Origin of the sequence: Clostridium peptidivorans (assembly GCF_900205925.1) — a bacterium.
GTDB classification, from domain to species: Bacteria; Bacillota; Clostridia; order Clostridiales; family Clostridiaceae; genus Clostridium_AK; species Clostridium_AK peptidivorans.
The window spans coordinates 266,080-286,362 of record NZ_OAOD01000002.1 but is presented as its reverse complement, the minus strand read 5'-3'; the positions used below and the strand labels follow the sequence as shown (position 1 = coordinate 286,362).

The window sequence follows — 20,283 nt, the reverse complement described above, 5'->3', positions numbered from 1 at the left end:
AAATAGGTAATATTAATATTACAACAATGATTATTACTTAATACAACTTAAATTAAAGGAGGAATTTATCATGGCAAATAGAAGTAGTAACAGAGCATTAGTACCAGAAGCTAAAGAAGGTTTAAACAGATTTAAAATGGAAGCAGCTAACGAAGTAGGAGTTAATCTTAAACAGGGATACAATGGAGATTTAACTTCAAGAGAAGCAGGATCAGTAGGCGGACAGATGGTTAAGAAAATGGTAGAAGCTTACGAAAGCAATTTAAGATAGTTGACAGATGAAAGGAGCTGAATTTCAGCTCCTTTTTATTTGTGACATAGATACAAGAAATTTATCTATAAAAATTGAAAAAATATTGTTGACATTGATTAATAAGTATGATAAATTGTTTATAATAAATTTTGAGAAAATTATTACAAGTGAATATTTATAAAACAGTGATAGGGACAAGTAAACAATAGAATGTTTAAAAGAGAGTGGGAAAAGGTGAAAGCCCATAAACTAAACCTATGTTGAAATTCACCCTTGAGTTGCAGGTTGAAATCATATTTTGACATCCTAAATTTGTGATTTAGTGATTACTACTTCGAAAAATGAGAAGTAGTTTATATGATAGTAGGCTGTGCCGGCGTAATGTCGTTATTTAAATGAGTTATAAATTTGGATGGTACCGCGAACGGACTTTTCGCTCCAGTGAGGAGAGAAGTCTGTTTTTTTATACGAAAAATTAAATATTTATAATAAAAACAGTGATAGGGATAAGTAAACAATAGGATGTTTAAAAGAGAGTGGGGAAAGGTGAAAGCCCATAAACTAAACCTATATTGAAATTCACCCTTGAGTTGCAGGTTGAAATCAAAAGTAGACATACCAAATCAGTAATTTGGTAATGGTCGCTTACTCCTTTAAAAAGTGAGAAGGAGTTTCATACGAGAGTAGGCTGTGCCGGCGAACTGCCGTTATTAAAATGAGTTATAAATTTGGATGGTACCGCGAACAGACTTTTCGCTCCAGTAAGGAGAGAAGTCTGTTTTTTATTTTATAGATAATTATAGATTATCTATAAAGAGCTTTTTATACAAAAAATTAAATATTTATTATAAAAACAGTGATAGGGATAAGTAAACAATAGAATGTTTAAAAGAGAGTGGGGAAAGGTGAAAGCCCATAAACTAGGCTATGTTGAAATTCACCCTTGAGTTGCAGGTTTAAATCATATTTAGACATGCCAAATCTGTGATTTGGTAATGGTCGATTACTTCTTCAAAAATGAGGAGGAGTTTTATATGAGAGTAGGCCGTGCCGGCTAAATGTCGTTATTTAAATGAGTTATAAATTTGGGTGGTACCGCGAACAGACTTTTCGCTCCAGTGGAGAGAGGAAAGTCTGTTTTTTATTTTAATAAATAATAAATAAATTTTAGGGGGCAAAAATTATGATGTGTAAAAAAACTTTAAAAACTTTAGTAGCAATTCCGTTGGTGGCGTTAGCTTTATTTTCGGGGTGTTCTAGTAACAAAGGGGATGAAAAAGTTATTAGTAAGAGCGGTGAAAAAGTTATTAATATTGGAGTAGCTCAAATAGTTGAGCATCCATCACTGGATTCAGCTAGAAAGGGTTTTATGGATGCGCTTTCAGCTAATGGCTATAAGGAAGGTTCAAATTTAAAGGTAGATTTTCAAAATGCTCAAGGAGATATACCTACAGTGCAAACTATTGCTCAAAATTTTGCATCACAGGATAAGGACTTAATATTTGCAATTGCAACGCCTACAGCACAGGCAATGTATAATGCAATAAAAGATAAACCTATACTTGTAACTGCAGTAACAGATCCTGTTAAAGCAGGGATTGCAAATTCACTTGAAAAGCCAGGCACAAATGTTACAGGAACAACAGATGCAGCACCAATTGAAAAGCAATTAGAACTTTTAAAAAAACTAGTACCTAATGCTAAGAATATGGGGATACTTTACAATACCAGTGAAGTAAATTCTGAATCAGAAATTGAAAAGATTAAAAAAATAGCACCTAAGTATGGATTAAAAATTATAACTTCAGGAGTTACAAACACAAATGAAATATCTCAGGCTTTAGGTGCTCTTGTGAAAAATATAGATGTATTGTATACTCCTGCGGATAATGTTGTTGCATCATCAATGCCTGTAATATCATCTATGTGTATTGAAAATAAGATTCCAATTATAGGAGCTGTAAAGGCAGAAGTTGAGGGAGGAGCTTTAGCTACTGAAGGTATAGATTATTATAAACTTGGATATCAAACAGGAGTTATGGCAGTGGAAGTTCTAAAAGGAAAAAGTTCTAAGGAAATGCCAATTACAACTTTAAAGGATACTGAACTAGTTATAAATATGAATACTGCAAATAAAATAAATATAAACATTCCTGAAGACTTAAAAAAATCTGCCACAATTATAAATGGTGGTGAAAAATAATGTTTAATTTTTGGGTGGGTATATTAGAACAAGGACTTATATTTGGAATAATGGCTTTAGGAGTATATATTTCATATAAAATATTAGATTTCCCAGATCTGTCAGTAGATGGCAGCTTCCCTTTGGGAGCTGCGGTTACTGCTACAGCTTTAACCTCAGGTATCTCCCCAGCTATTGCTTGCATGTTATCTCTACTAGCAGGTGCCATAGCTGGAAGTATTACAGGAATTTTACATGTAAAACTTAAAATAACTAATTTATTATCAGGAATTATAGTAATGACAGGATTATATTCAGTTAATTTAAGAATCATGGGGAAAGCAAATATTCCACTTTTTAATAAACAAACCATATTTACAGACAGCAATAATACTTTAACAGTTATTTTAATATTTGTTTTGTTAACAAAGTATATATTAGATTTTTTCTTAGATACAAAGATAGGGTTCCTTTTAAAAGCAACTGGAGATAATCCCAAACTTATAACTTCGCTAGGAATTGATAAAGGGAAGATTAAAATTCTTGGACTGGCTATTTCAAATGCCTTAGTAGCTTTATCGGGATCTATAATGGCACAATATCAAAGTTTTTCAGATGTAGGTATGGGAAGTGGAATAGTTGTAATGGGACTTGCAGCAATTATACTTGGAGAAGCTTTATTCAAGAAAGTATCAGCACTTAAATTAACAACCGTTGCTGTACTCGGAGCAATTTTATATAAATCAAGTATTGGAGTTGCTTTGAAATTAGGATTAGAGCCTACAGACTTAAAACTTATAACTTCTTTAATTGTAGTTTGTGCCCTTGGGTTAAGTCAAAATAAAATAAAATTAAAAATTAAGAGATTATCGCTTTGGGGAGGAATGTCTAATGCTAAAAATACAGAAACTTTCTAAGGTATTTAATAAAGATACTATAAATGAAAATTTAGTCTTAGATAAATTATCACTTGACATTGAAGAAGGGGATTTCATTACAATAATAGGGAGTAATGGAGCGGGTAAATCAACTTTATTAAATATAATTTCAGGCTCCATAGAAGATTATAAAGGATCAATAGTTTTAGATGATAAGGAAATATCCAATTTATCTGAGTTTAAAAGAACGAGATTTATCGGCAGGGTATTTCAAGAGCCTTCTTTAGGAACATCACCTTCAATGAGTATACTTGAAAATTTATCAATGGCCCATAACAAGGGAAAGAGATTTGGTATTTCTAAGGGGATTTCAAAAAAAGACATTCCATATTTTAAAGAGTTATTATCAAAACTTGATTTGGGCCTTGAAAATAATCTTTATAATAAAGTAGGACTTTTATCAGGAGGGCAGAGGCAGGCCATATCGTTAATTATGGCTACAATGTCAAATCCAAAACTTCTTTTGCTTGATGAACATACTGCTGCTTTAGATCCTAAAACTTCAGAAAAAATGATAAACTTAACTGAAGAAATAGTTAAAAGTAAAAAAATAACTACCCTTATGATAACACATAACTTAAATCATGCAATAAAACTTGGTAATAGACTTATTATGATGCATAGAGGTAAAATATTATTGGATATTAAAGGTGAGGAAAAGAAAGGTTTGACCATAGAAAAATTACTAAATTATTTTGAAAAACTGCAGTCTCAAGAGGTTATGAGTGATAGAGTATTATTTTCATAGGAGTCATAATAAAAAGCAAATATACTGAATAAAAATAAAGTGATATTATAAATTATAAATATGTCTGGTGGTGATCTTTTGGAGGCTATATTAAAGGGTAAGGATATTAAGAAAGTTTATCATATGGGTGAAGTAGAAGTAAGAGCTTTAGATGGAATAGATTTTGAAATTTATAATGGAGAATTTTTAGTTGTTTTAGGCCCTAGTGGGTCTGGAAAAAGTACTCTTTTAAACATGATTGGTGGAATGGATAAAGTATCTTCAGGAGAACTTTATTATAAAGATAAGGAACTTCACAAAGCAAATGAAAAGGGGCTTACAATATATAGACGAGAAGCAGTGGGGTTTGTATTTCAATTTTATAATCTTATGCCAAATTTAACAGCAGAAGAAAATGTTAAGTTATCAGCAGAATTGAGTAAGGATCCACTAAATTCAAAGGAAATGTTAAAAGACGTAGGGCTTTTAGATAGATTAAATCATTTCCCAGCTCAAATGTCAGGAGGAGAGCAACAAAGAGTAGCTATTGCAAGAGCTTTAGCAAAAAATCCAGACATACTTTTATGTGATGAACCTACAGGAGCCTTAGATGGCAAAACAGGGCTAATGGTATTAAAGCTTTTGAGAAGCTTTAATAAGAAATATGGTAAAACTGTTATTATAATTACTCATAATTCGGATATAGCCAAAACTGCAGATAGAGTATTCTACATAAAGGACGGAAAGCTTGTAAACATAATAGTAAATGAAAAACCACTTTCCCCTGAGGAGGTTAGTTGGTAATGCTATTTTTAAAAATGTTAAGGGATATAAGAGAAAATAAGGCCTCTTATATAGCTTGCATCATTGTGGTAGCAGTGGGTATATTAGTATTCACCTCTATGTCTATGGTAAGCAATAATTTAAACTCTGCAAAGGAAAGATTCTATAAAAATTCAAACTTTGCTGATGGCTTTGCATCAGTTAATGGAATTCCCTATAATGAAATAGATAATCTAGCGAAAATAAAAGGGATTAAGAATATTGAGGGAAGACTAGTAAAGGATGTTAGAGTTTATTCAGAAGATATGAATAGGAATGTATATCTAAGATTAATATCTGTGGATTTGAATAAAAATTATATATTAAATATGCCTACATTGATTGAAGGAGAATATTTAAAAAATAATTCAAAGAGTATCTTAATTGACACTGGTTTTTTTAATGCCAATAAACTAAAGCTTGGAGATGAAATATCTTTAATTATTGAAGGAAAAAAAGTCAACTTTAATATAGTGGGAACGGAAATGAGTCCGGATTTTGTCTATGCAATGAAAAATAGTCAGGATATATTTCCAAATCCCGAGATGTTTGGAGTGGCTTACATTCCATACGAGGTTATGAAGTCTTATTTTAAAGAAAAGAATTTGGTTAACGACATATCCTTTGAAATTGATGATAATTATAAGTATAAAGACATTGAAGAGGAACTTAAATCCTCTCTTAAAAACTATTCATTAAAGGGTATATATGAGAGAAAGGATCAAGTAAGTAATTTGATGCTTTCTCAAGAGCTTTTAAGCCTAGAAAAAATATCAAAGACATTACCTTTGATATTTTTGGGTATTGCTGGTTTTATACTTTATATAATGCTTAAAAGAACTATAGAGCAGCAAAGGGGACAAATTGGAATATTAAAATCCTTTGGATATAGCAGCAAAGAGATACTGTATCATTATGTATCCTATGCTATATTTGTAGGAGTCATAGGAGGACTCATAGGAGGGCTTTCAGGAATAGCTTTAGCAGTACCTATGACGGAAATGTACAAGAATTATTTTAGTATACCAAATTTAACTAGCTCTTTTTCTATTAAATATATGATTTTAGGAATAGTTATATCCTTACTAGTTAGTATCTTTGCTGGAATTCAAGGAAGCAAAAAGGTTTTAAAACTAGAGCCTGCAGAGGCTATGAGACCGGAAAATCCAAAGGCTTCTAAGAAAACCTTAATAGAAAATATAAAATTTTTTTGGAATAGTTTAAACAGTCAGGGGAAGATGGCTGTAAGAAATATATCTAGAAATAAGGGAAGAAGTTTATTTACACTATTTGGTATATTATTTGCATTTAGCTTAATGTGTACTTTCTTTAATTCTTTTGATTTATTTGATGTAATATTTAATGACCAATATGAGAAGGTTCAGGTTTACGATTGTAAAGTGAGTTTTGACTCAATCTTAAAAAGTGATAATATAATTAAAGAAATTGAACACAGAGAAGAAGTAAGCTATGTGGAGCCCATGCTTGAATTACCTGTAAAGCTTAAAAATCACTGGTATGAGAAGGATATTGTAGTAATGGGTATAAAAAGTGATAGCAAACTTTACAATATTTTAAACAAAGAGGGAAATAAAATTACTTTGCCGAATTCTGGAATAGTGCTTTCAGAAAGAGCAGCACAAATTTTAAATGCAAAGGTAGGTACAGAGCTTCAATTTGAAAGTGCTTTTATTGGAGATGAAAAAAGAAAGGTTTATGTATCAAAGATAATCCCACAGTATCTTGGGTTAAGTGCTTATATGAATATTGAAGAATTATCAAAGCTTGTATCAAAAGAAGAAATAGCTACATCTATTATGTTAAAGATAGATGATAAAAATATTAAAACTTTTAAGGAGTATTATAATAAATCTCCTCTGATAACAAGCATAGAAGTAAAAAATGATTTAATAAAAAAGATAAATGAGCTCATGAAAATATCAAAAAGTGCGATATGGAGTTTATTAATTTTTTCTGTAATATTAGGATTTATAATAATTTATACATCAAGTGTTATTTCTTTTTCTGAAAGGGAAAGAGAGCTTGCTTCTTTAAGAGTTATGGGATTTTCAGAAAAGGAAGTATTAGAAGTACTGTCTACAGAGCAATTATTTATAAGCATAGTATCGATATTATTAGGTATCCCAATAACAAAATCAATGATGGTTTTAGTTTCTAAAGCCTTCAGTAGTGATTTATATAATATGCCTACAACTGTAAGTTATAATGCTGTTATTATAGCGGTTTTAGGAACAATATTATCTTTATTCATAGCTAAATTGGCATTAAAAAGAAAAATTTCAAAGCTTAATTTAGTTGAGGTATTAAAAGAAAGAGAATAGAAAGAGGGGTTACTTTGAAAAAAAAGGTGAAAATAGTTCTTGGAATTTTAGTTGTTGCAGTAGCTTTAATTGGAATCATATATAATTATTATAAAGGAACAGGGGTTGAAGTATATAAGGTTAAAAAAAGGACATATTTTCAATCATTTAAAGAGGTAGGTCAAGTTGTTCCAAGTAAGGAAAGTACTATAAATTCTGCAAGAGATGGGAAGGTTATTTCTTTAAAAGTACAAGAGGGACAAAGTATAAAAAGTGGAGATTTAATATTAAGTCTTGAGAATAAAGAAATAGATTTTAAAATAAGAGATTTAGAGGCTCAGCTTAAAGGGATTTATGCACAAAAACTTCAATCTAATTCTAAGTCAAATGAAGCACAAATAGAGGGATATAAGTTACAAATAGAAAATTTAAAAACTCAATTAGAATCAGCTAAGAAGGATTTAGAAAGAGTAAATATACTATATAAAGAAGGAATTGTCAGTGAAGTAGATTATGAAAAAGCTCAGCAAAATGTAAAGAATATTGAAAATATGATATTACAGCAAGAAAACAATATTCAAATTGTACAGAAACAAAATAGTCCAGCTAATGGAACTAATGAATATTACAATGCAATGCAGGAATCTATAAGTACCCAAATACAAGCATTGGAGTATGAGAAAAGTAAAGGGAATTTATATTCTCCTGTAAATGGTATAGTGAAAGCTGTGAATATAAAAGAAGGAGCTTTTGTAGCGCAAGGAACTCCAGTAGTAGAGATATTTAGCCAGGGCGATTATGTAATTGAGACTTACGTATCAACCAAGGATATAAACGACATAAAGCTTAATATGAATATAGAATGTATATTAAAAACAAATGAAAAGGATTTAATATTTAAGGGAGTAGTAAAAAAAATAGCGCCAACAGCGGTAAGTAAAATTTCATCCCTAGGATTAGAGGAGCAGAGAATCAAAGTAACAATAAAACCTGAACTTAAAAATGCCTCTGTTAGACCAGGCTATGATTTAGATATAAAATTTACTACATTGCAAAAAGATAATAGTATCTTTATAACCAAATCTGCTGTATTTCCATATAATGATGGAAAAGCTGTATGGGTAATTAAGGATTCAAAAGCATATATTCAGCCTGTAAAAACAGGAATAGAAGATAATAAGGACATAATAATTGAAAGTGGGCTTAAAGAAGGAGATTTAATAATTTTAGATCACAGTATAAAGGGAAAGGGTAATAGATATCATCCTATAAATATTGAATAAGATCAGCAGAGAGATATGCATCACTCTGCTCTCTTTATTTTTTAGTTGAAGCTTCTTTAGGCGATTTAACTTGAAATTGATTGGTTTTTCCCATAATATAAGAAAGCTTAATTATTTTCTTTTCTTCTTCGCTCATTTCTCTATTAAACATTTTTTCAAATTGCTTTATTAAACCATAGTAATCAACTTCTTTCTTTTCTTTGTTAAGAGCATTTTGAGTTCTCTGGCTTATAGGATTATATGTTTTAATTTGAATTTTATCGTTATAGATTTTTTTGAATACTTCCGTGGTATAATAAGCATCAGCAAAGGCATTATGAAATTTACTATCAAGAGGAATGTTTAGCAAATTAACGGCTTTATTTAACCCTATATGAATCCCCTTTGGGCATTTAAGATATTTAGATGCAAATTGTTGAAGATTAATATATTCCTTAGGTATAATAGATATATCTAAATTGTGGTATTTTATATTTCTAAATAGCTCTTTAATATCTGCAAGGCCCCATACACACAGAATGTTTTTATCTCCTTGAATAAAGTTAACAAATTCTTCGTATATATCTTTAAAGGGTTTTGAAGAATTTAAATCATTTATTGTTATGCCAGTAAGGTTTTCAACAAAGGGATTTAGTGTAGTATATATATGAGGTTTTATTAGTTTATTAAAGGTTTGTATTTTTTGAAAGTTTTTATCAAGTTTTATTGCTCCAATTTGAATTATTTCAAAAGGACATTTTTCATTTGATATAATGCTTTTTTCTTTTTTGGATCTATAGGCTTGATTGAATTCTAAATCAAATACTATATAATTCATATATTTATCTCCTAAATTTAATTCTATTATTTAGTATGCCACATAAAATTATATATAAGAAGGGGGGAAATAAAAATGTCTGATCAAAATGTAGCTAAAGAAAGTAAAATGACAAAAACTCTTTCTTTATGGAATTACTTTACCATAGGCTTTGGTGCTATTATTGGTACTGGTTGGGTTTTACTTGTTGGAGATTGGATGATTATAGGTGGAGGACCTACAGCTGCAATAATTGCATTTATCATAGGGTCTTTATTTTTACTTCCCGTAGGTGCGGTTTTTGGAGAACTCACCTCTGCAATTCCTGTTTCAGGAGGGATAATCGAATATGTTTCACGTACTTTTGGAAATAAAGCAGCATATTTTACAGGATGGTTTCTTGCTTTAGGTAATGGAATACTTTGTCCTTGGGAAGCAATTGCAATATCCTCTCTGCTTGGTGAATTTATACCTATGCTCAAAATAATTCCATTATATAAAATTATGGGAGCTACAGTGTATCTTCCTACGTTAATTATATCGCTTATATTTGCAACTTATGTTATTATGCTAAACTTTAAAGGAGCCTCAGAAGCAGCAAAGCTTCAAGGATTTTTAACTAAGTTATTGCTTTTGGGCATGGTAATTGCAATGGGTATTTCTTTCTTTAAAGGAGGTCCGCAAAATATACAGCCAATATATGAGGGGATTTCTGAAGGAGGTAAATCTAAAAACATATGGATGGGAGTTTTGCAGGTTCTTGTTATAACGCCATTTTTTTATGCAGGCTTTGATACAATTCCACAACAAGCTGAAGAAGCGGCAGAGGGACTGGATTGGAACAAGTTTGGCAAAATTATTAGCATGGCATTATTAGCTTCAGGAATATTTTATGTAGTATGCATATATTCCTTTGGTACAATAGTTCCTTGGAAAGAATTTGTAACTTATAATATTCCAGCGTTAACTATTTTATCAGTAATTGGTCTTAAAGTTTTTTCAAAAATAATGATATTTATTGCCATTATGGGGCCGCTTGGACCTATGAATTCTTTTTTTGGAGCTACTACAAGAATTTTACTTGCTATGGGTCGCAAGGGGTTACTTCCTAAAAGATTTGAAGAACTTGATGAAAAAAATGGCACTCCAAAGATTGCTAATATTTTAATGGCAATTCTTACGGTAATAGGGCCATTCTTAGGTAAAAATATGCTGATACCACTTACTAAGGTTAGTTCATTAGCATTCATAATTGCGTGCTTTATGGTGAGTATTGCTTGTCTTCGTATGAGAAGTACAGAACCTGAAATGAAAAGGCCTTATAAAGTTCCTGGAGGAAAACCTGGAATAGTTTTAGCTTGCATCACTTCACTTACTATTATAGGATTATTAATTATTCCAGGAAGCCCTGCAGCTTTAAATATTGTGGAATGGATTATTGTGGCTTTATGGTTTGCTATAGGATTTATATTTATGATTATTCAAAATAAAAAATCAACTATTTACTTAAATGTATGATTAATTTTTAATTATTGTGGTATACTAGTAATATTAATGAAAAAGCACTATTGATAGAAATAAGTTATATCAATTATAAAAGTGTTTTAATTTTAGGAGGAATACTATATAATGAAAACAGGAACAGTAAAATGGTTTAATTCAGAAAAAGGATTTGGATTCATTTCCGTTGAAGGAGAAGATGACGTTTTTGTTCACTTCACAGCTATTCAAGGTAATGAAGGAAGAAAAAATCTTGAAGAAGGTCAAAGCGTTCAATTTGAAGTAGAGCAGGGATCCAGAGGACCTCAAGCAGCTAATGTTGTAAAACTTTAAATATAGTTTTATAGTGTATTAAGAGTTCCTATGCTATTAGGCTAGGAACTCTCTTATATACAATGATTTGTAAGCATTAAATGGTTACCACCTTTATAAAGGTGGTTTTTATATTTGTATATAATTAAAATATATTCTTATAGAAAAATATTGTAAAAAGGAGAATAGCGTTGAGAAAAAATTATAAATTAAAAAAAACTATATCTATGAAACAGTTTATTAGTGAATTTGGAGAAAGTTTCTCTGATCATATGAAGGAGAGATTATTAGAATTAGAAGTAAGATGTGTTTTAACAAGAAAAGAAGAGGAAAATAAACTAGATTTAAAACATGTGGAACATACAAAATATGATTCTAAGGAATATGCATATGGACAACTTATAGCCGATGAAGGGCAATTATACTTTTCAGAAAAGTGTATAGAAGGACCTGATGTTATAGAAAATCCAATTGTAGATCCAATTTATAATGCTTTAAATACAGAAGAAGTAATGGTTAATGAAAATATTAAGGCTAAAAAAGTAGATGACAGCAACATTGATTATGTAATTGATAATATATTACAAGTTTGTCCTCAGGTATCAGATAGATATCTAGAAATCATGTCTAGGTATTTATAAAGGCAAGAAAGATTTAAAGCATATAAGAATTAAAACCATGCAAAATACACATACTAATAGCCAAAGGTGGTGAAAGTATGGATGAGACACTAAATCAGCTTCATAATAAAACAGATCAAGCAATAGTGATGGGTATAGAAATACCAAAGGATGGCTATTGGGGAAACAAAACTTCTAAAGAATGTGGCATGGTTGGGGGAGCGATAGGTGGAAACTTTACCAAGAATGCTGTAGAAAGCTTTGAGAAAAATTTAATTGAAAAAAAGACAACGTTTTAAAAATAAATTTAAAATAACAAAAGCTGTAATAATAGCTGCAGTTTTTGAAGTGATTTTAATAGGTACAGCTATAGCTAATCTTGTTATAAAGCAATGGAAGGATGTATTCTTATGTATATTAGCTATGGTTGTACTTACGGCTCCCTTCATTATTAAATATATTGCAAGCAAAAATAACATAGTTTTGCCTAAAAGTTTTGAACTAGTAGCAGTAGTTTTTATTATTTTAGCACAGTATTGTGGAGAAATTTTGAATTTTTATAATTTTTGGTGGTGGGATTTGTTTTTGCACGGTGTAGCTGGATGCTATTTATTTATAATTGGTATTTGCATATATAAAAGCATCAATATACCAAAGAAACAAATTAATAAAAAAGTAGTTATTTTGGTGGATATAATATTCTCATTTGGGTTTTCAATTGCAATAGGTGTTTTATGGGAAATATTTGAAGCTACAGGAGATTATTTGTTTAAAACTCATATGACAGAAAATGGACTTGAGGATACGGCAGGAGATCTTCTTATAAAAACAGTAACAGCGCTTATTACTTCGATAATATATTATTTTTATAAGCGGAAAGATAATGTTAAATTATAAAAAATACTGTTAGCCAGGAGTATATAGGAATAAGCATCCTATTTTCCTGGTTTATTATTTGTTTTTAATATTTATTTAAAAATTATCTTTCGATAAATAATAAAATTCCATACAGTTATAATGCACATAGTGATGAATTTTGCAACGATATCTAATATTTTTAGTTTAACCATAGAAGCAATTGCAAAGGTACTAAAAACTGTATTTAAAAAAATAAGATTAAATATAACATTAAGCTTTTAGATAAATTTGATGATGATTTAAATGACCAGCCTCTATTAATTAAAAAATTAATAGCCGTTGCAATTACAACGGCAATAATATTCGATAAAGTTAAGTTTAGATACACTACCTTTCTTAAAAAAGCATATAATAAAAGTTCAAAAAAAGCAGTAAATACTCCAACAAATAGATATTTTATAAATTGATTTCTCGAATCTTTATTTATAATTAACTCTTTCATAATACTTTTCATTTATAAATCCTGTTAAGGCATTACCACTAAATTTCATATATGTTTCTGTATCAATTCTACTTAGGGACAGATATCCATTTATCTTATTTTGCTATATAAATGCTATTAGTGCGCAAGTAATGCTGATAGTAGCAGATGCACGTTTTGCTGGGACTTATAAAATTATGTTTCCATCACTATTACTTATGAGTGTATATAGTGTATATTCTTTTTTACAGTTCTATGATAGCAAAATATTTTTAAATAATTTTAAATTTATAAAGATAAGTATGATAATATTATTTATAGGTTCAGCTATAAAGGTTTTTAGTACTACCTATATTGGATATAAAAATGCATCTTATTGTCAGGAATTTAATTTAGGTGCAATTAAAAAAAATTATATAAATTTTGTGGTATACATCAAGAAAGGGAGTAATCAATTTGTTACAAAAGGCAAAAGAGCTACTTAAAAAGTATTATGGATATTCTGAGTTTAGAATAGGACAGGAAAAGAGCATCACAAGTATTTTAAATGGAAAGGATACACTGGCTATTATGCCTACAGGAGCGGGGAAATCTATATGTTATCAAATTCCTTCTCTTATATTGGATGGTTTAACCTTGGTCATATCTCCGCTTATTTCTCTTATGAAGGATCAAGTGGATTCTCTAAATGATATGGGTATAAAAGCTACCTATATAAATAGTTCCTTAAGTAATTTAGAGGTAGAAGATAGGATTTTAAAAGTGAAAAATGGAGAATATAAAATGCTTTATGTTGCTCCAGAAAGACTTGAATCTCAAGGGTTTTGTCAAGTTTTAAGAAGCATGAATATTTCCTTACTTGCAGTAGATGAAGCTCATTGTGTATCTCAATGGGGGCATGATTTTAGACCAAGTTATAGAGAAATTTCAAGATTTATAAAAAATATGCCAAACAAGCCTATCATTGCAGCTTTTACTGCTACAGCTACAAGAGAGGTAAAGGAAGATATAATTAGACTTCTTGATTTAAGAGATCCTAACGAATATATTACGGGCTTTGATAGAGAAAATCTTTATTTATCTGTGGTACAAGGTGTAGATAAGAAGGATTATATTTTAGATTATGTAAAAAATAATGAAGATAAGGTTGGAATTATATATGCTGCAACTAGAAGAGAAGTTGAAAGCATTTATGAATTGCTTAATAAGAGAGGATTTGAAGTAGGAAAATACCATGCAGGCTTAAGTGAAGAAGAAAGAAGTAAAAATCAGGAGGATTTTTTGTATGATAACGTGAGCATTATTGTTGCAACTAATGCCTTTGGTATGGGAATAGATAAATCCAATGTTCGATACGTAATTCATTTTAATATGCCTAAAACTATGGAAGCTTATTATCAGGAAGCTGGACGTGCGGGAAGAGATGGAGAGCCTAGTGAATGTATATTATTATTTTCAGAGCAAGATGTAGTACTTCAAAAATACTTAGCTCAGCAAAACTTAAATTCACATGAAAGAAAAATTGGAGAATATAAAAAAATTCAAATGATGGCGGACTATTGTCATACGCAGAGATGTCTTAGGGCATATATATTAGATTACTTTGGAGAGCATGACCTTAAGGAAAATTGTGATAACTGCAGCTCCTGCAAGGATGATAGGGAAAGTGTAGATATCACCATAGAAGCACAAAAAATATTCTCCTGTATTGCAAGAATGAGTCAAAGATTTGGAACAAGTCTTGTAGCGTTAGTACTTAAGGGTTCTAAAAATAAAAAGGTTTTGGATCAGAGATTTGATGAGCTATCTACCTATGGAATAATGAAACAGTATAGCGAAAAAGAAATTAAAAATATGACAAATGTACTCATTGCTGAAGGATACTTGTGTCTTACAGAAAGTGAATTCCCAGTGGTAAGGCTTACTCAAAGGGCGTTAGATGTGCTTAAAGGTAATGAAAAGGTGTTTAATAAAATTCAAAAGAAAGTAGAGAAGAAAAAGGTGGATAACTCTCTATTCCAGTGTTTAAAAACCCTTAGAAAAGCTATATCTGAAAGAGAAAAAGTTCCGCCATATATCATTTTTCCGGATAGCACTCTTCGTGAAATAAGTGAATATTTACCTTTAGATAAAGCATCATTACTTAAAATTAAAGGAGTAGGAGAAACAAAGCTTCAAAGATATGGAGATGAGTTTTTAGAAGTTATAAGCAAGTATGTAGATGAAAATGACATTAAAATAGCTCCGTCTATACAGGAAATGCATGTAGAAGAAGTATCAAAAGAAGAAGTAAAAGGAAAGTCAAATGAAAATGCACAGGATGAGTATATAGAAGAAAAGGTTCCAAGTCATATTATAAGTTTTAACATGTATAAAGAAGATAAATCTTTAAACAAAATAGCGGAAGAGAGAAATTTAAAAATTACAACTGTACAAGATCACATTATAAAATGTTTTCTTGAAGGGTTAGAAGTTAATTTAGATGAATTTATCCCAGAAAAGTATAGAAGTCTTATTTATGAAACAATTAAAAATATAGGTGCGGAAAAGTTGAGGCCTATCAAAGAAGCCTTACCTGATGAAGTTGACTATATGGCAATCAAAGCAGCGCTGTGTAAACTATAGAATAAGGCGACGTTTTTAATGCTCTGGGTCGTATAGAATTTTCATCTAGGAAGACGTTCATTTCGCCGAAAACGGCTAATATTTATAAATTCAAAATCCCTAAGTCGCCTAAACTCGCTGTCGCTCAGACAGTAGGCGGCTCTTAACGGTATTTTAAATTTATAAATAAAGCCGTTTTAAGGCTCATTCAATGCCTTCTACGATGAAAATTCTATGCTTCCAGAGCATTAAAAAGTTTTTGATGTGAACTGTTAAAGGAAGAAATTCAGATAGCTGAATTTCTAAAATACTTTAGTAATAAGCACATAAAAATCCTTTATGGCGGCAGCCCTGGAGGTTGCAAGAATTTGTACGAAATAAAAGAAAGAATTCAATTTATAAATTAAAGGTACGAGAGTAGGATAAAAGGTTCCTAATAAAAAATTGTATGATTAATATTTCTCGACCTATCGGTCTGCGGGCTTACCAGCCTTTTGGTAAGTATCAATTTATTAAAAGGAACTTTCGCCAAAGCGAAATTCCATCCTCCAGCAGTGTGGATGAAGATATTTTTAATGTTGAACACAAGTATGGAATTTGCATTGTAGAAAGCATTGAGCAAGCAATTAAAAGCTCTTTATTTCTGACTTTAAAGCACCGTTAAGAACCCTCTACTGTTTGAGCTCAAGCGAGTTTAGAAGGTTTAGGTGCTTTAAAACGAAGAAATATTAGAGCTTTTTTGCGTAGTGAACGGTTTCCTAAATGCAAATTCCATACGACCTGTTCAACATTAAAAACGTCGCAATTTCCTTTTAGTACATATGAATAATAATTTGATTTTTTTGAAATTAGTGATATAATAGTGAATATGTCAGAATAGTTAGAATTGTAGGAATGTTTTGGTGCTAGAGTTAATACTTTAATTATAATTTAAAAAATGCACTGCATTTTTATATATTATGTATGGGGGTAATAAGATGAATTTAAGGATCATGGAAGAAAGAGAATTAAGTTTATTAATTGAGGAGTGTAAAAATAATTATCAAGGCTTATTACGACAATACTTAAATAATAATAAAATGCTATCTAAATTAGATTTATTATATTGTGCATCACAGGGAATTTATATAATTTTGAATGAAAATGGCGGCGTTGAATTTAAAGAACATAAAAGTTGGTGCAATATACCTGATATGATAAAGGATGAAATAGAGACAAGCTTATGCAAAATAAAAGAAGATATATTTAGTGAAGATATAAGTGACTTTGAAATGCTATTTAACATTATTTATAATAATATTAGCGAAATTTATGGAGTGAACGAGCTGATGTGTTATGATATTGCTTTAAGAATAGGAGCTGTAAACGATATACTTCCTAAAGAATATGTAATGTAGCTAAATGATTATGTGGATTATAATTATAAGCTAATTTACTCAGCATTATATAAGGGAATGCTTCTTAAGGAATTAAAGACATATAAAAGGAAATACTAAACGGTGAGAGTAAAAATATTCAAGGAGGAATAATCATGGCAAAAATAGATGATGCAATTGAAAGAATAAAAATATTAGAATGTCCAACAGGAAATGTAGAAGCTAGAGTTACTCAAATACTTGAAGAATATGGAGTAGCAAGTAATAATGCAATAACTGTAGAAAGAGATAAATATGCTGACAATGTTAACGGAGAGGCTTATAGAGCTAAAATCTCAGGAAATATAGATAAATCCATTATAGTGGTTGCTCAATCAGGACTAGATGATTATGTAGCAAAGGTTACAGACGTATATTTGAGTTAAAGGTGAAATTTATAAGCAAATTTTTATGTGCTTGTGCAAATATATTAGGTACTAGAATTAGATGAAATTTTTACAAGTGTAAGATTTCAACATATTCTGGTACCTTTTAATTTTACTTTTAACACTAATTAAAATATAATTGAGAAGGAAATAAAGTTAATTAGAGCAAATGTGTATTATATAAGGGATATTAAAAGGAGAATAAAGTTAATGGAAATATCACAAGAAAGAGAATATGAAGATTTGACATTTAGTCAATTAAAAAAAATCAGTGAATATGTGGCAGATAAAACTTTTATAAATTGTGAGTTTAATAATTGCGATTTTACACAAACAGACTTTTCTAACTCAAAGTTTGAAGACTGTACTTTTAATGAATGTAATTTATCATTAGTTAAATACGATGATGTAAAGCTAAGAAATGTGAAGTTTAAAGGTTGTAAATTAGTAGGAGTAAATTTTAATAAATGCGATACCTTTATACTAGAAATAGGCTTTCAAGATTGCTTAGTTCAAAATTGCAATTTTTCTAGTTTAAAATTAAAAAAGACCCTATTTAAAAATTCTAACATACTTGAAAGTGATTTTGTGGGAACCGATTTATCAGAATGTGATTTTACATCTTCAAGTTTGGATGGCACTATATTTGATAATTCAAACTTGTCAAAGACAAACTTTTCTGATGCTAAGAATTATGATATAAATCCATTAAATAATATAGTTAAAAAAGCAGTATTTACTATGCCAGAGGCTATGCTGCTTTTAAGGCATTTTAATATAATTGTAAAATAAAAAGGGGTTAAGCTATGGAAATTAAACAAATTAGTGGAAAATCTACTGCTTATGTTTATGACGATATTGAAAATTATTTAACCAGTGTTTTTTTAATAGAAAAGAAATCCAAAATTTATCTTATTGACACCTTTTGTGGATCCAATAGTATAAAACCAATTATAAATGAAATAAATAAAATTTCACAGCATAAGGAAGTTATAGTTATCAATACTCATTTCCACTGGGATCATGTATGGGGAAACTGTAGTTTTAAGGGGCGTAATATAATAAGTCATGAGATGTGCAGAAAATTACTAGATAAATTTTGGGAAGAGCAGATAAATAAAAATAGTGAATATATATTTGGAGAGGCAGAAAAGCATTTGCCAAATATAACTTTTAAAGAAAAGATTATTTTTGAAGATGATGGAATAGAATTATTCTATAGTCCTGGACATACTATTGATAGTATTTCTATATTTGATCATGAGGAAAAAATATTATATGTAGGGGATAACTTAGAAAAACCAATAATATATGTTGAAAGTGATGATGTTGATACATATATTAACACTTTAAAAAATTATTTAAGTTATAATCCAAAGAAAATCGTAGCAAGTCATACATTAGAGATAACAAAAGAAGATCTGCTAAACACAATCAAATATTTAAAATCTTTACAAGTCAATGAAGAAGTGAAATTTGAATCAGAGTATGAAAGAAAAATACATAAGGAAAATTTAAAGATAGTACATAAAATGTGTATTTAAATGCAATGGTGTTTTCCATAAGGGGAACACCATTGCATTTTTCAGTTAGCTTCTAAAATGATGTTCTTATCTATAATTCCAAAAATATAAAATATTAAATTTGAAAATTATTAAATGATTTATTCGAAAAGTGTTGAATTTTAAATTCTATAATGTTAAAATATACCTATCAATTAAATAAGGTGGAGATAAAATGAATATTATTGATTTATCAAAAGGAAAAAGGGAAACATATAAAATTCAAATGAAATATTCACTGCTATTAGAAAGTGCATTAGGGATTGCGGCAGTTACAAACGAAAGATTAAAAGATAGCCTTGAAAAAGATATGCCATTAAAAAGTAAGGCGTTTAAAATACAATCCAAAGAATTAAGGAAAGAACTTGACTACGTTTCAGAACATAATACTTGGAAGGCACTATTACAATTATTACATTATTATGAAGGACAGGATTTAGAATCTTTTAAAACATTTGTAGAAAATCTTAGTGAGGAAAAATTAAAATTTTACTGTATTCCGTATTTAGGAATGGAGATGCAGGAAATTAGATTAAGTGCAGCTAAGGGAGATTTAACAGCATTAGAAAAAATAACTGAATTTACAAAATCCAATATATTCTTTCCTAAATATATCGATTTTATTGTTAGCATAGATTCCAATTTTCTTAAGAGTCACCTCATATCAGTTATAACGAAATGGTTTAATGAAGTAATTTTAGAAGAAAAAGAGTCCTATAAAAAAATTCTTGAAAGAGATATTATTATGAAAAATTCAATGCTTAATAAGCTTCAGCCAGAAGAATTTGTTAAATGGTCAACTGGAGGAATAAATTACGTTTCAGAACCATCTGTTACAAGGGTTTTATTGATACCTCATTATATTTATCGTCCTTGGAATATTGAAGCAGACTTTGAAAATACTAAAGTATTTTATTATCCTATTTCAAATGAAAGTATTTATCCAGATGATAAATTGACCCCGGATAATTTTCTTGTTTTAAAGTTTAAGGCATTAGGAGATGAAACTCGCTTGAAAATCATGAAAATATTATTTGAAAGTGAACAAACTTTACAGGACTTAGCACTACAATTGGATATTCCAAAATCTTCACTTCATCATCATTTGTCTACTTTAAGATCCGCTAGATTAGTAACAACAAACAATGGGTTATATCAAATAAATAAATGGGCAATTGAAACTCTTTCAAATGAATTCTTTAATTTCTTGAAAGGTTAAGAAG

Annotated in this window: 22 protein-coding genes and 1 other annotated feature; of the genes, 20 read left to right on the top strand and 2 right to left on the bottom strand. The window is 29.7% G+C overall.

Annotation, left to right across the window (positions count from 1 at the left end):
• The first annotated feature begins 70 nt into the window (after positions 1–70).
• The 7 genes from CRN98_RS03205 to CRN98_RS03175 all read left to right on the top strand — a co-directional run bounded on the left by CRN98_RS03205 (position 71) and on the right by CRN98_RS03175 (position 8,526).
• Entirely contained in the window at positions 71–271 is a 201-nt protein-coding gene (locus CRN98_RS03205; protein ID WP_097025980.1) for an alpha/beta-type small acid-soluble spore protein, read from the top strand.
• Positions 272–1,100: 829 nt separating this feature from the next.
• Positions 1,101–1,374 (top strand) — a binding site (T-box leader).
• A 62-nt stretch (positions 1,375–1,436) separates the two neighbouring features.
• On the top strand, positions 1,437–2,456 hold the full coding sequence (locus CRN98_RS03200) for an ABC transporter substrate-binding protein (RefSeq protein WP_097025979.1): 1,020 nt from the start codon (positions 1,437–1,439) through the stop codon (positions 2,454–2,456).
• Positions 2,456–3,352, top strand: a complete 897-nt coding sequence (locus CRN98_RS03195; protein WP_097025978.1) for an ABC transporter permease — start codon at positions 2,456–2,458, stop codon at positions 3,350–3,352. Before CRN98_RS03200 ends, CRN98_RS03195 begins: the two co-directional genes overlap by 1 nt.
• A complete protein-coding gene (locus tag CRN98_RS03190; protein ID WP_097025977.1) occupies positions 3,327–4,121 on the top strand; it encodes an ABC transporter ATP-binding protein in 795 nt (264 codons plus the stop codon). Before CRN98_RS03195 ends, CRN98_RS03190 begins: the two co-directional genes overlap by 26 nt.
• A gap of 60 nt (positions 4,122–4,181) precedes the next feature.
• Positions 4,182–4,904: an ABC transporter ATP-binding protein gene (locus CRN98_RS03185; protein WP_179631885.1), complete on the top strand. Its 723-nt coding sequence runs from the start codon at positions 4,182–4,184 to the stop codon at positions 4,902–4,904.
• On the top strand, positions 4,904–7,264 hold the full coding sequence (locus CRN98_RS03180; protein WP_097025975.1) for an ABC transporter permease: 2,361 nt from the start codon (positions 4,904–4,906) through the stop codon (positions 7,262–7,264). The genes CRN98_RS03185 and CRN98_RS03180 overlap by 1 nt, the downstream gene beginning before the upstream one ends.
• Positions 7,265–7,278: 14 nt before the next feature.
• Positions 7,279–8,526, top strand: a complete 1,248-nt coding sequence (locus CRN98_RS03175) for an efflux RND transporter periplasmic adaptor subunit (RefSeq protein WP_097025974.1) — start codon at positions 7,279–7,281, stop codon at positions 8,524–8,526.
• A gap of 34 nt (positions 8,527–8,560) precedes the next feature.
• Here the strand turns inward: CRN98_RS03175 and CRN98_RS03170 are convergent, their stop codons facing one another.
• Positions 8,561–9,343 carry a 3'-5' exonuclease gene (locus tag CRN98_RS03170; protein ID WP_097025973.1) on the bottom strand — a complete coding sequence of 261 codons (783 nt, stop codon included), beginning with the start codon at positions 9,341–9,343 and terminating at the stop codon, positions 8,561–8,563.
• Between the two features lie 75 nt (positions 9,344–9,418).
• On the opposite strand from CRN98_RS03170, the gene CRN98_RS03165 reads away from it, so the two are divergent.
• From CRN98_RS03165 to CRN98_RS03145, 5 genes are all read left to right on the top strand, one after another.
• A complete protein-coding gene (locus CRN98_RS03165) occupies positions 9,419–10,840 on the top strand; it encodes an APC family permease (RefSeq protein ID WP_097025972.1) in 1,422 nt (473 codons plus the stop codon).
• Positions 10,841–10,951: 111 nt separating this feature from the next.
• Positions 10,952–11,155 (top strand): cold-shock protein, encoded by a 204-nt coding sequence (locus tag CRN98_RS03160; RefSeq protein WP_097025971.1) that lies wholly within the window; start codon positions 10,952–10,954, stop codon positions 11,153–11,155.
• A 170-nt stretch (positions 11,156–11,325) separates the two neighbouring features.
• Positions 11,326–11,775, top strand: coding sequence for a hypothetical protein (locus CRN98_RS03155; RefSeq protein WP_097025970.1), 450 nt, complete (start codon positions 11,326–11,328; stop codon positions 11,773–11,775).
• A gap of 77 nt (positions 11,776–11,852) precedes the next feature.
• Positions 11,853–12,053, top strand: coding sequence for an alpha/beta-type small acid-soluble spore protein (locus CRN98_RS03150; RefSeq protein WP_097025969.1), 201 nt, complete (start codon positions 11,853–11,855; stop codon positions 12,051–12,053).
• The gene (locus tag CRN98_RS03145; RefSeq protein ID WP_242960797.1) at positions 12,031–12,651 is read left to right on the top strand and encodes a DUF2238 domain-containing protein; all 621 of its coding nucleotides are present in this window, start codon (positions 12,031–12,033) and stop codon (positions 12,649–12,651) included. Before CRN98_RS03150 ends, CRN98_RS03145 begins: the two co-directional genes overlap by 23 nt.
• Positions 12,652–12,856: 205 nt before the next feature.
• On the opposite strand, the gene CRN98_RS03140 is transcribed toward CRN98_RS03145, so the two are convergent.
• A complete protein-coding gene (locus CRN98_RS03140) occupies positions 12,857–13,126 on the bottom strand; it encodes a GtrA family protein (RefSeq protein ID WP_242960795.1) in 270 nt (89 codons plus the stop codon).
• A gap of 119 nt (positions 13,127–13,245) precedes the next feature.
• Between CRN98_RS03140 and CRN98_RS03135 the strand changes: the two genes are divergently transcribed.
• The 8 genes from CRN98_RS03135 to CRN98_RS03105 all read left to right on the top strand — a co-directional run bounded on the left by CRN98_RS03135 (position 13,246) and on the right by CRN98_RS03105 (position 20,279).
• Positions 13,246–13,578 carry a hypothetical protein gene (locus CRN98_RS03135; RefSeq protein WP_097025968.1) on the top strand — a complete coding sequence of 111 codons (333 nt, stop codon included), beginning with the start codon at positions 13,246–13,248 and terminating at the stop codon, positions 13,576–13,578.
• Complete coding sequence (recQ, locus tag CRN98_RS03130) at positions 13,550–15,718, top strand: DNA helicase RecQ (protein WP_097025967.1); 2,169 nt, start codon at positions 13,550–13,552, stop codon at positions 15,716–15,718. The genes CRN98_RS03135 and recQ overlap by 29 nt, the downstream gene beginning before the upstream one ends.
• A gap of 427 nt (positions 15,719–16,145) precedes the next feature.
• Entirely contained in the window at positions 16,146–16,361 is a 216-nt protein-coding gene (locus tag CRN98_RS17460) for a hypothetical protein (RefSeq protein WP_143331271.1), read from the top strand.
• Between the two features lie 313 nt (positions 16,362–16,674).
• Positions 16,675–17,094 (top strand): hypothetical protein, encoded by a 420-nt coding sequence (locus CRN98_RS03125; protein WP_097025966.1) that lies wholly within the window; start codon positions 16,675–16,677, stop codon positions 17,092–17,094.
• A gap of 134 nt (positions 17,095–17,228) precedes the next feature.
• Positions 17,229–17,498, top strand: coding sequence for a hypothetical protein (locus tag CRN98_RS03120; protein WP_097025965.1), 270 nt, complete (start codon positions 17,229–17,231; stop codon positions 17,496–17,498).
• Positions 17,499–17,708: 210 nt separating this feature from the next.
• On the top strand, positions 17,709–18,290 hold the full coding sequence (locus CRN98_RS03115) for a pentapeptide repeat-containing protein (protein ID WP_097025964.1): 582 nt from the start codon (positions 17,709–17,711) through the stop codon (positions 18,288–18,290).
• Positions 18,291–18,304: 14 nt separating this feature from the next.
• Positions 18,305–19,042: an MBL fold metallo-hydrolase gene (locus tag CRN98_RS03110; RefSeq protein ID WP_097025963.1), complete on the top strand. Its 738-nt coding sequence runs from the start codon at positions 18,305–18,307 to the stop codon at positions 19,040–19,042.
• 193 nt (positions 19,043–19,235) lie between these two features.
• The gene (locus CRN98_RS03105; RefSeq protein WP_097025962.1) at positions 19,236–20,279 is read left to right on the top strand and encodes an ArsR/SmtB family transcription factor; all 1,044 of its coding nucleotides are present in this window, start codon (positions 19,236–19,238) and stop codon (positions 20,277–20,279) included.
• The last annotated feature ends 4 nt before the right edge of the window (positions 20,280–20,283 follow it).

Coding starts and splice junctions, on each gene's coding strand:
- CRN98_RS03205 (WP_097025980.1), top strand. CDS start 71: ATGGCAAATAGAAGTAGTAACAGAGCATTAGTACCAGAAGCTAAAGAA.
- CRN98_RS03200 (WP_097025979.1), top strand. CDS start 1,437: ATGATGTGTAAAAAAACTTTAAAAACTTTAGTAGCAATTCCGTTGGTG.
- CRN98_RS03195 (WP_097025978.1), top strand. CDS start 2,456: ATGTTTAATTTTTGGGTGGGTATATTAGAACAAGGACTTATATTTGGA.
- CRN98_RS03190 (WP_097025977.1), top strand. CDS start 3,327: ATGCTAAAAATACAGAAACTTTCTAAGGTATTTAATAAAGATACTATA.
- CRN98_RS03185 (WP_179631885.1), top strand. CDS start 4,182: ATGTCTGGTGGTGATCTTTTGGAGGCTATATTAAAGGGTAAGGATATT.
- CRN98_RS03180 (WP_097025975.1), top strand. CDS start 4,904: ATGCTATTTTTAAAAATGTTAAGGGATATAAGAGAAAATAAGGCCTCT.
- CRN98_RS03170 (WP_097025973.1), bottom strand. CDS start 9,343: ATGAATTATATAGTATTTGATTTAGAATTCAATCAAGCCTATAGATCC.
- CRN98_RS03165 (WP_097025972.1), top strand. CDS start 9,419: ATGTCTGATCAAAATGTAGCTAAAGAAAGTAAAATGACAAAAACTCTT.
- CRN98_RS03160 (WP_097025971.1), top strand. CDS start 10,952: ATGAAAACAGGAACAGTAAAATGGTTTAATTCAGAAAAAGGATTTGGA.
- CRN98_RS03150 (WP_097025969.1), top strand. CDS start 11,853: ATGGATGAGACACTAAATCAGCTTCATAATAAAACAGATCAAGCAATA.
- CRN98_RS03140 (WP_242960795.1), bottom strand. CDS start 13,126: ATGAAAAGTATTATGAAAGAGTTAATTATAAATAAAGATTCGAGAAAT.
- CRN98_RS03135 (WP_097025968.1), top strand. CDS start 13,246: ATGCTGATAGTAGCAGATGCACGTTTTGCTGGGACTTATAAAATTATG.
- CRN98_RS17460 (WP_143331271.1), top strand. CDS start 16,146: ATGATTAATATTTCTCGACCTATCGGTCTGCGGGCTTACCAGCCTTTT.
- CRN98_RS03125 (WP_097025966.1), top strand. CDS start 16,675: ATGAATTTAAGGATCATGGAAGAAAGAGAATTAAGTTTATTAATTGAG.
- CRN98_RS03120 (WP_097025965.1), top strand. CDS start 17,229: ATGGCAAAAATAGATGATGCAATTGAAAGAATAAAAATATTAGAATGT.
- CRN98_RS03115 (WP_097025964.1), top strand. CDS start 17,709: ATGGAAATATCACAAGAAAGAGAATATGAAGATTTGACATTTAGTCAA.
- CRN98_RS03110 (WP_097025963.1), top strand. CDS start 18,305: ATGGAAATTAAACAAATTAGTGGAAAATCTACTGCTTATGTTTATGAC.
- CRN98_RS03105 (WP_097025962.1), top strand. CDS start 19,236: ATGAATATTATTGATTTATCAAAAGGAAAAAGGGAAACATATAAAATT.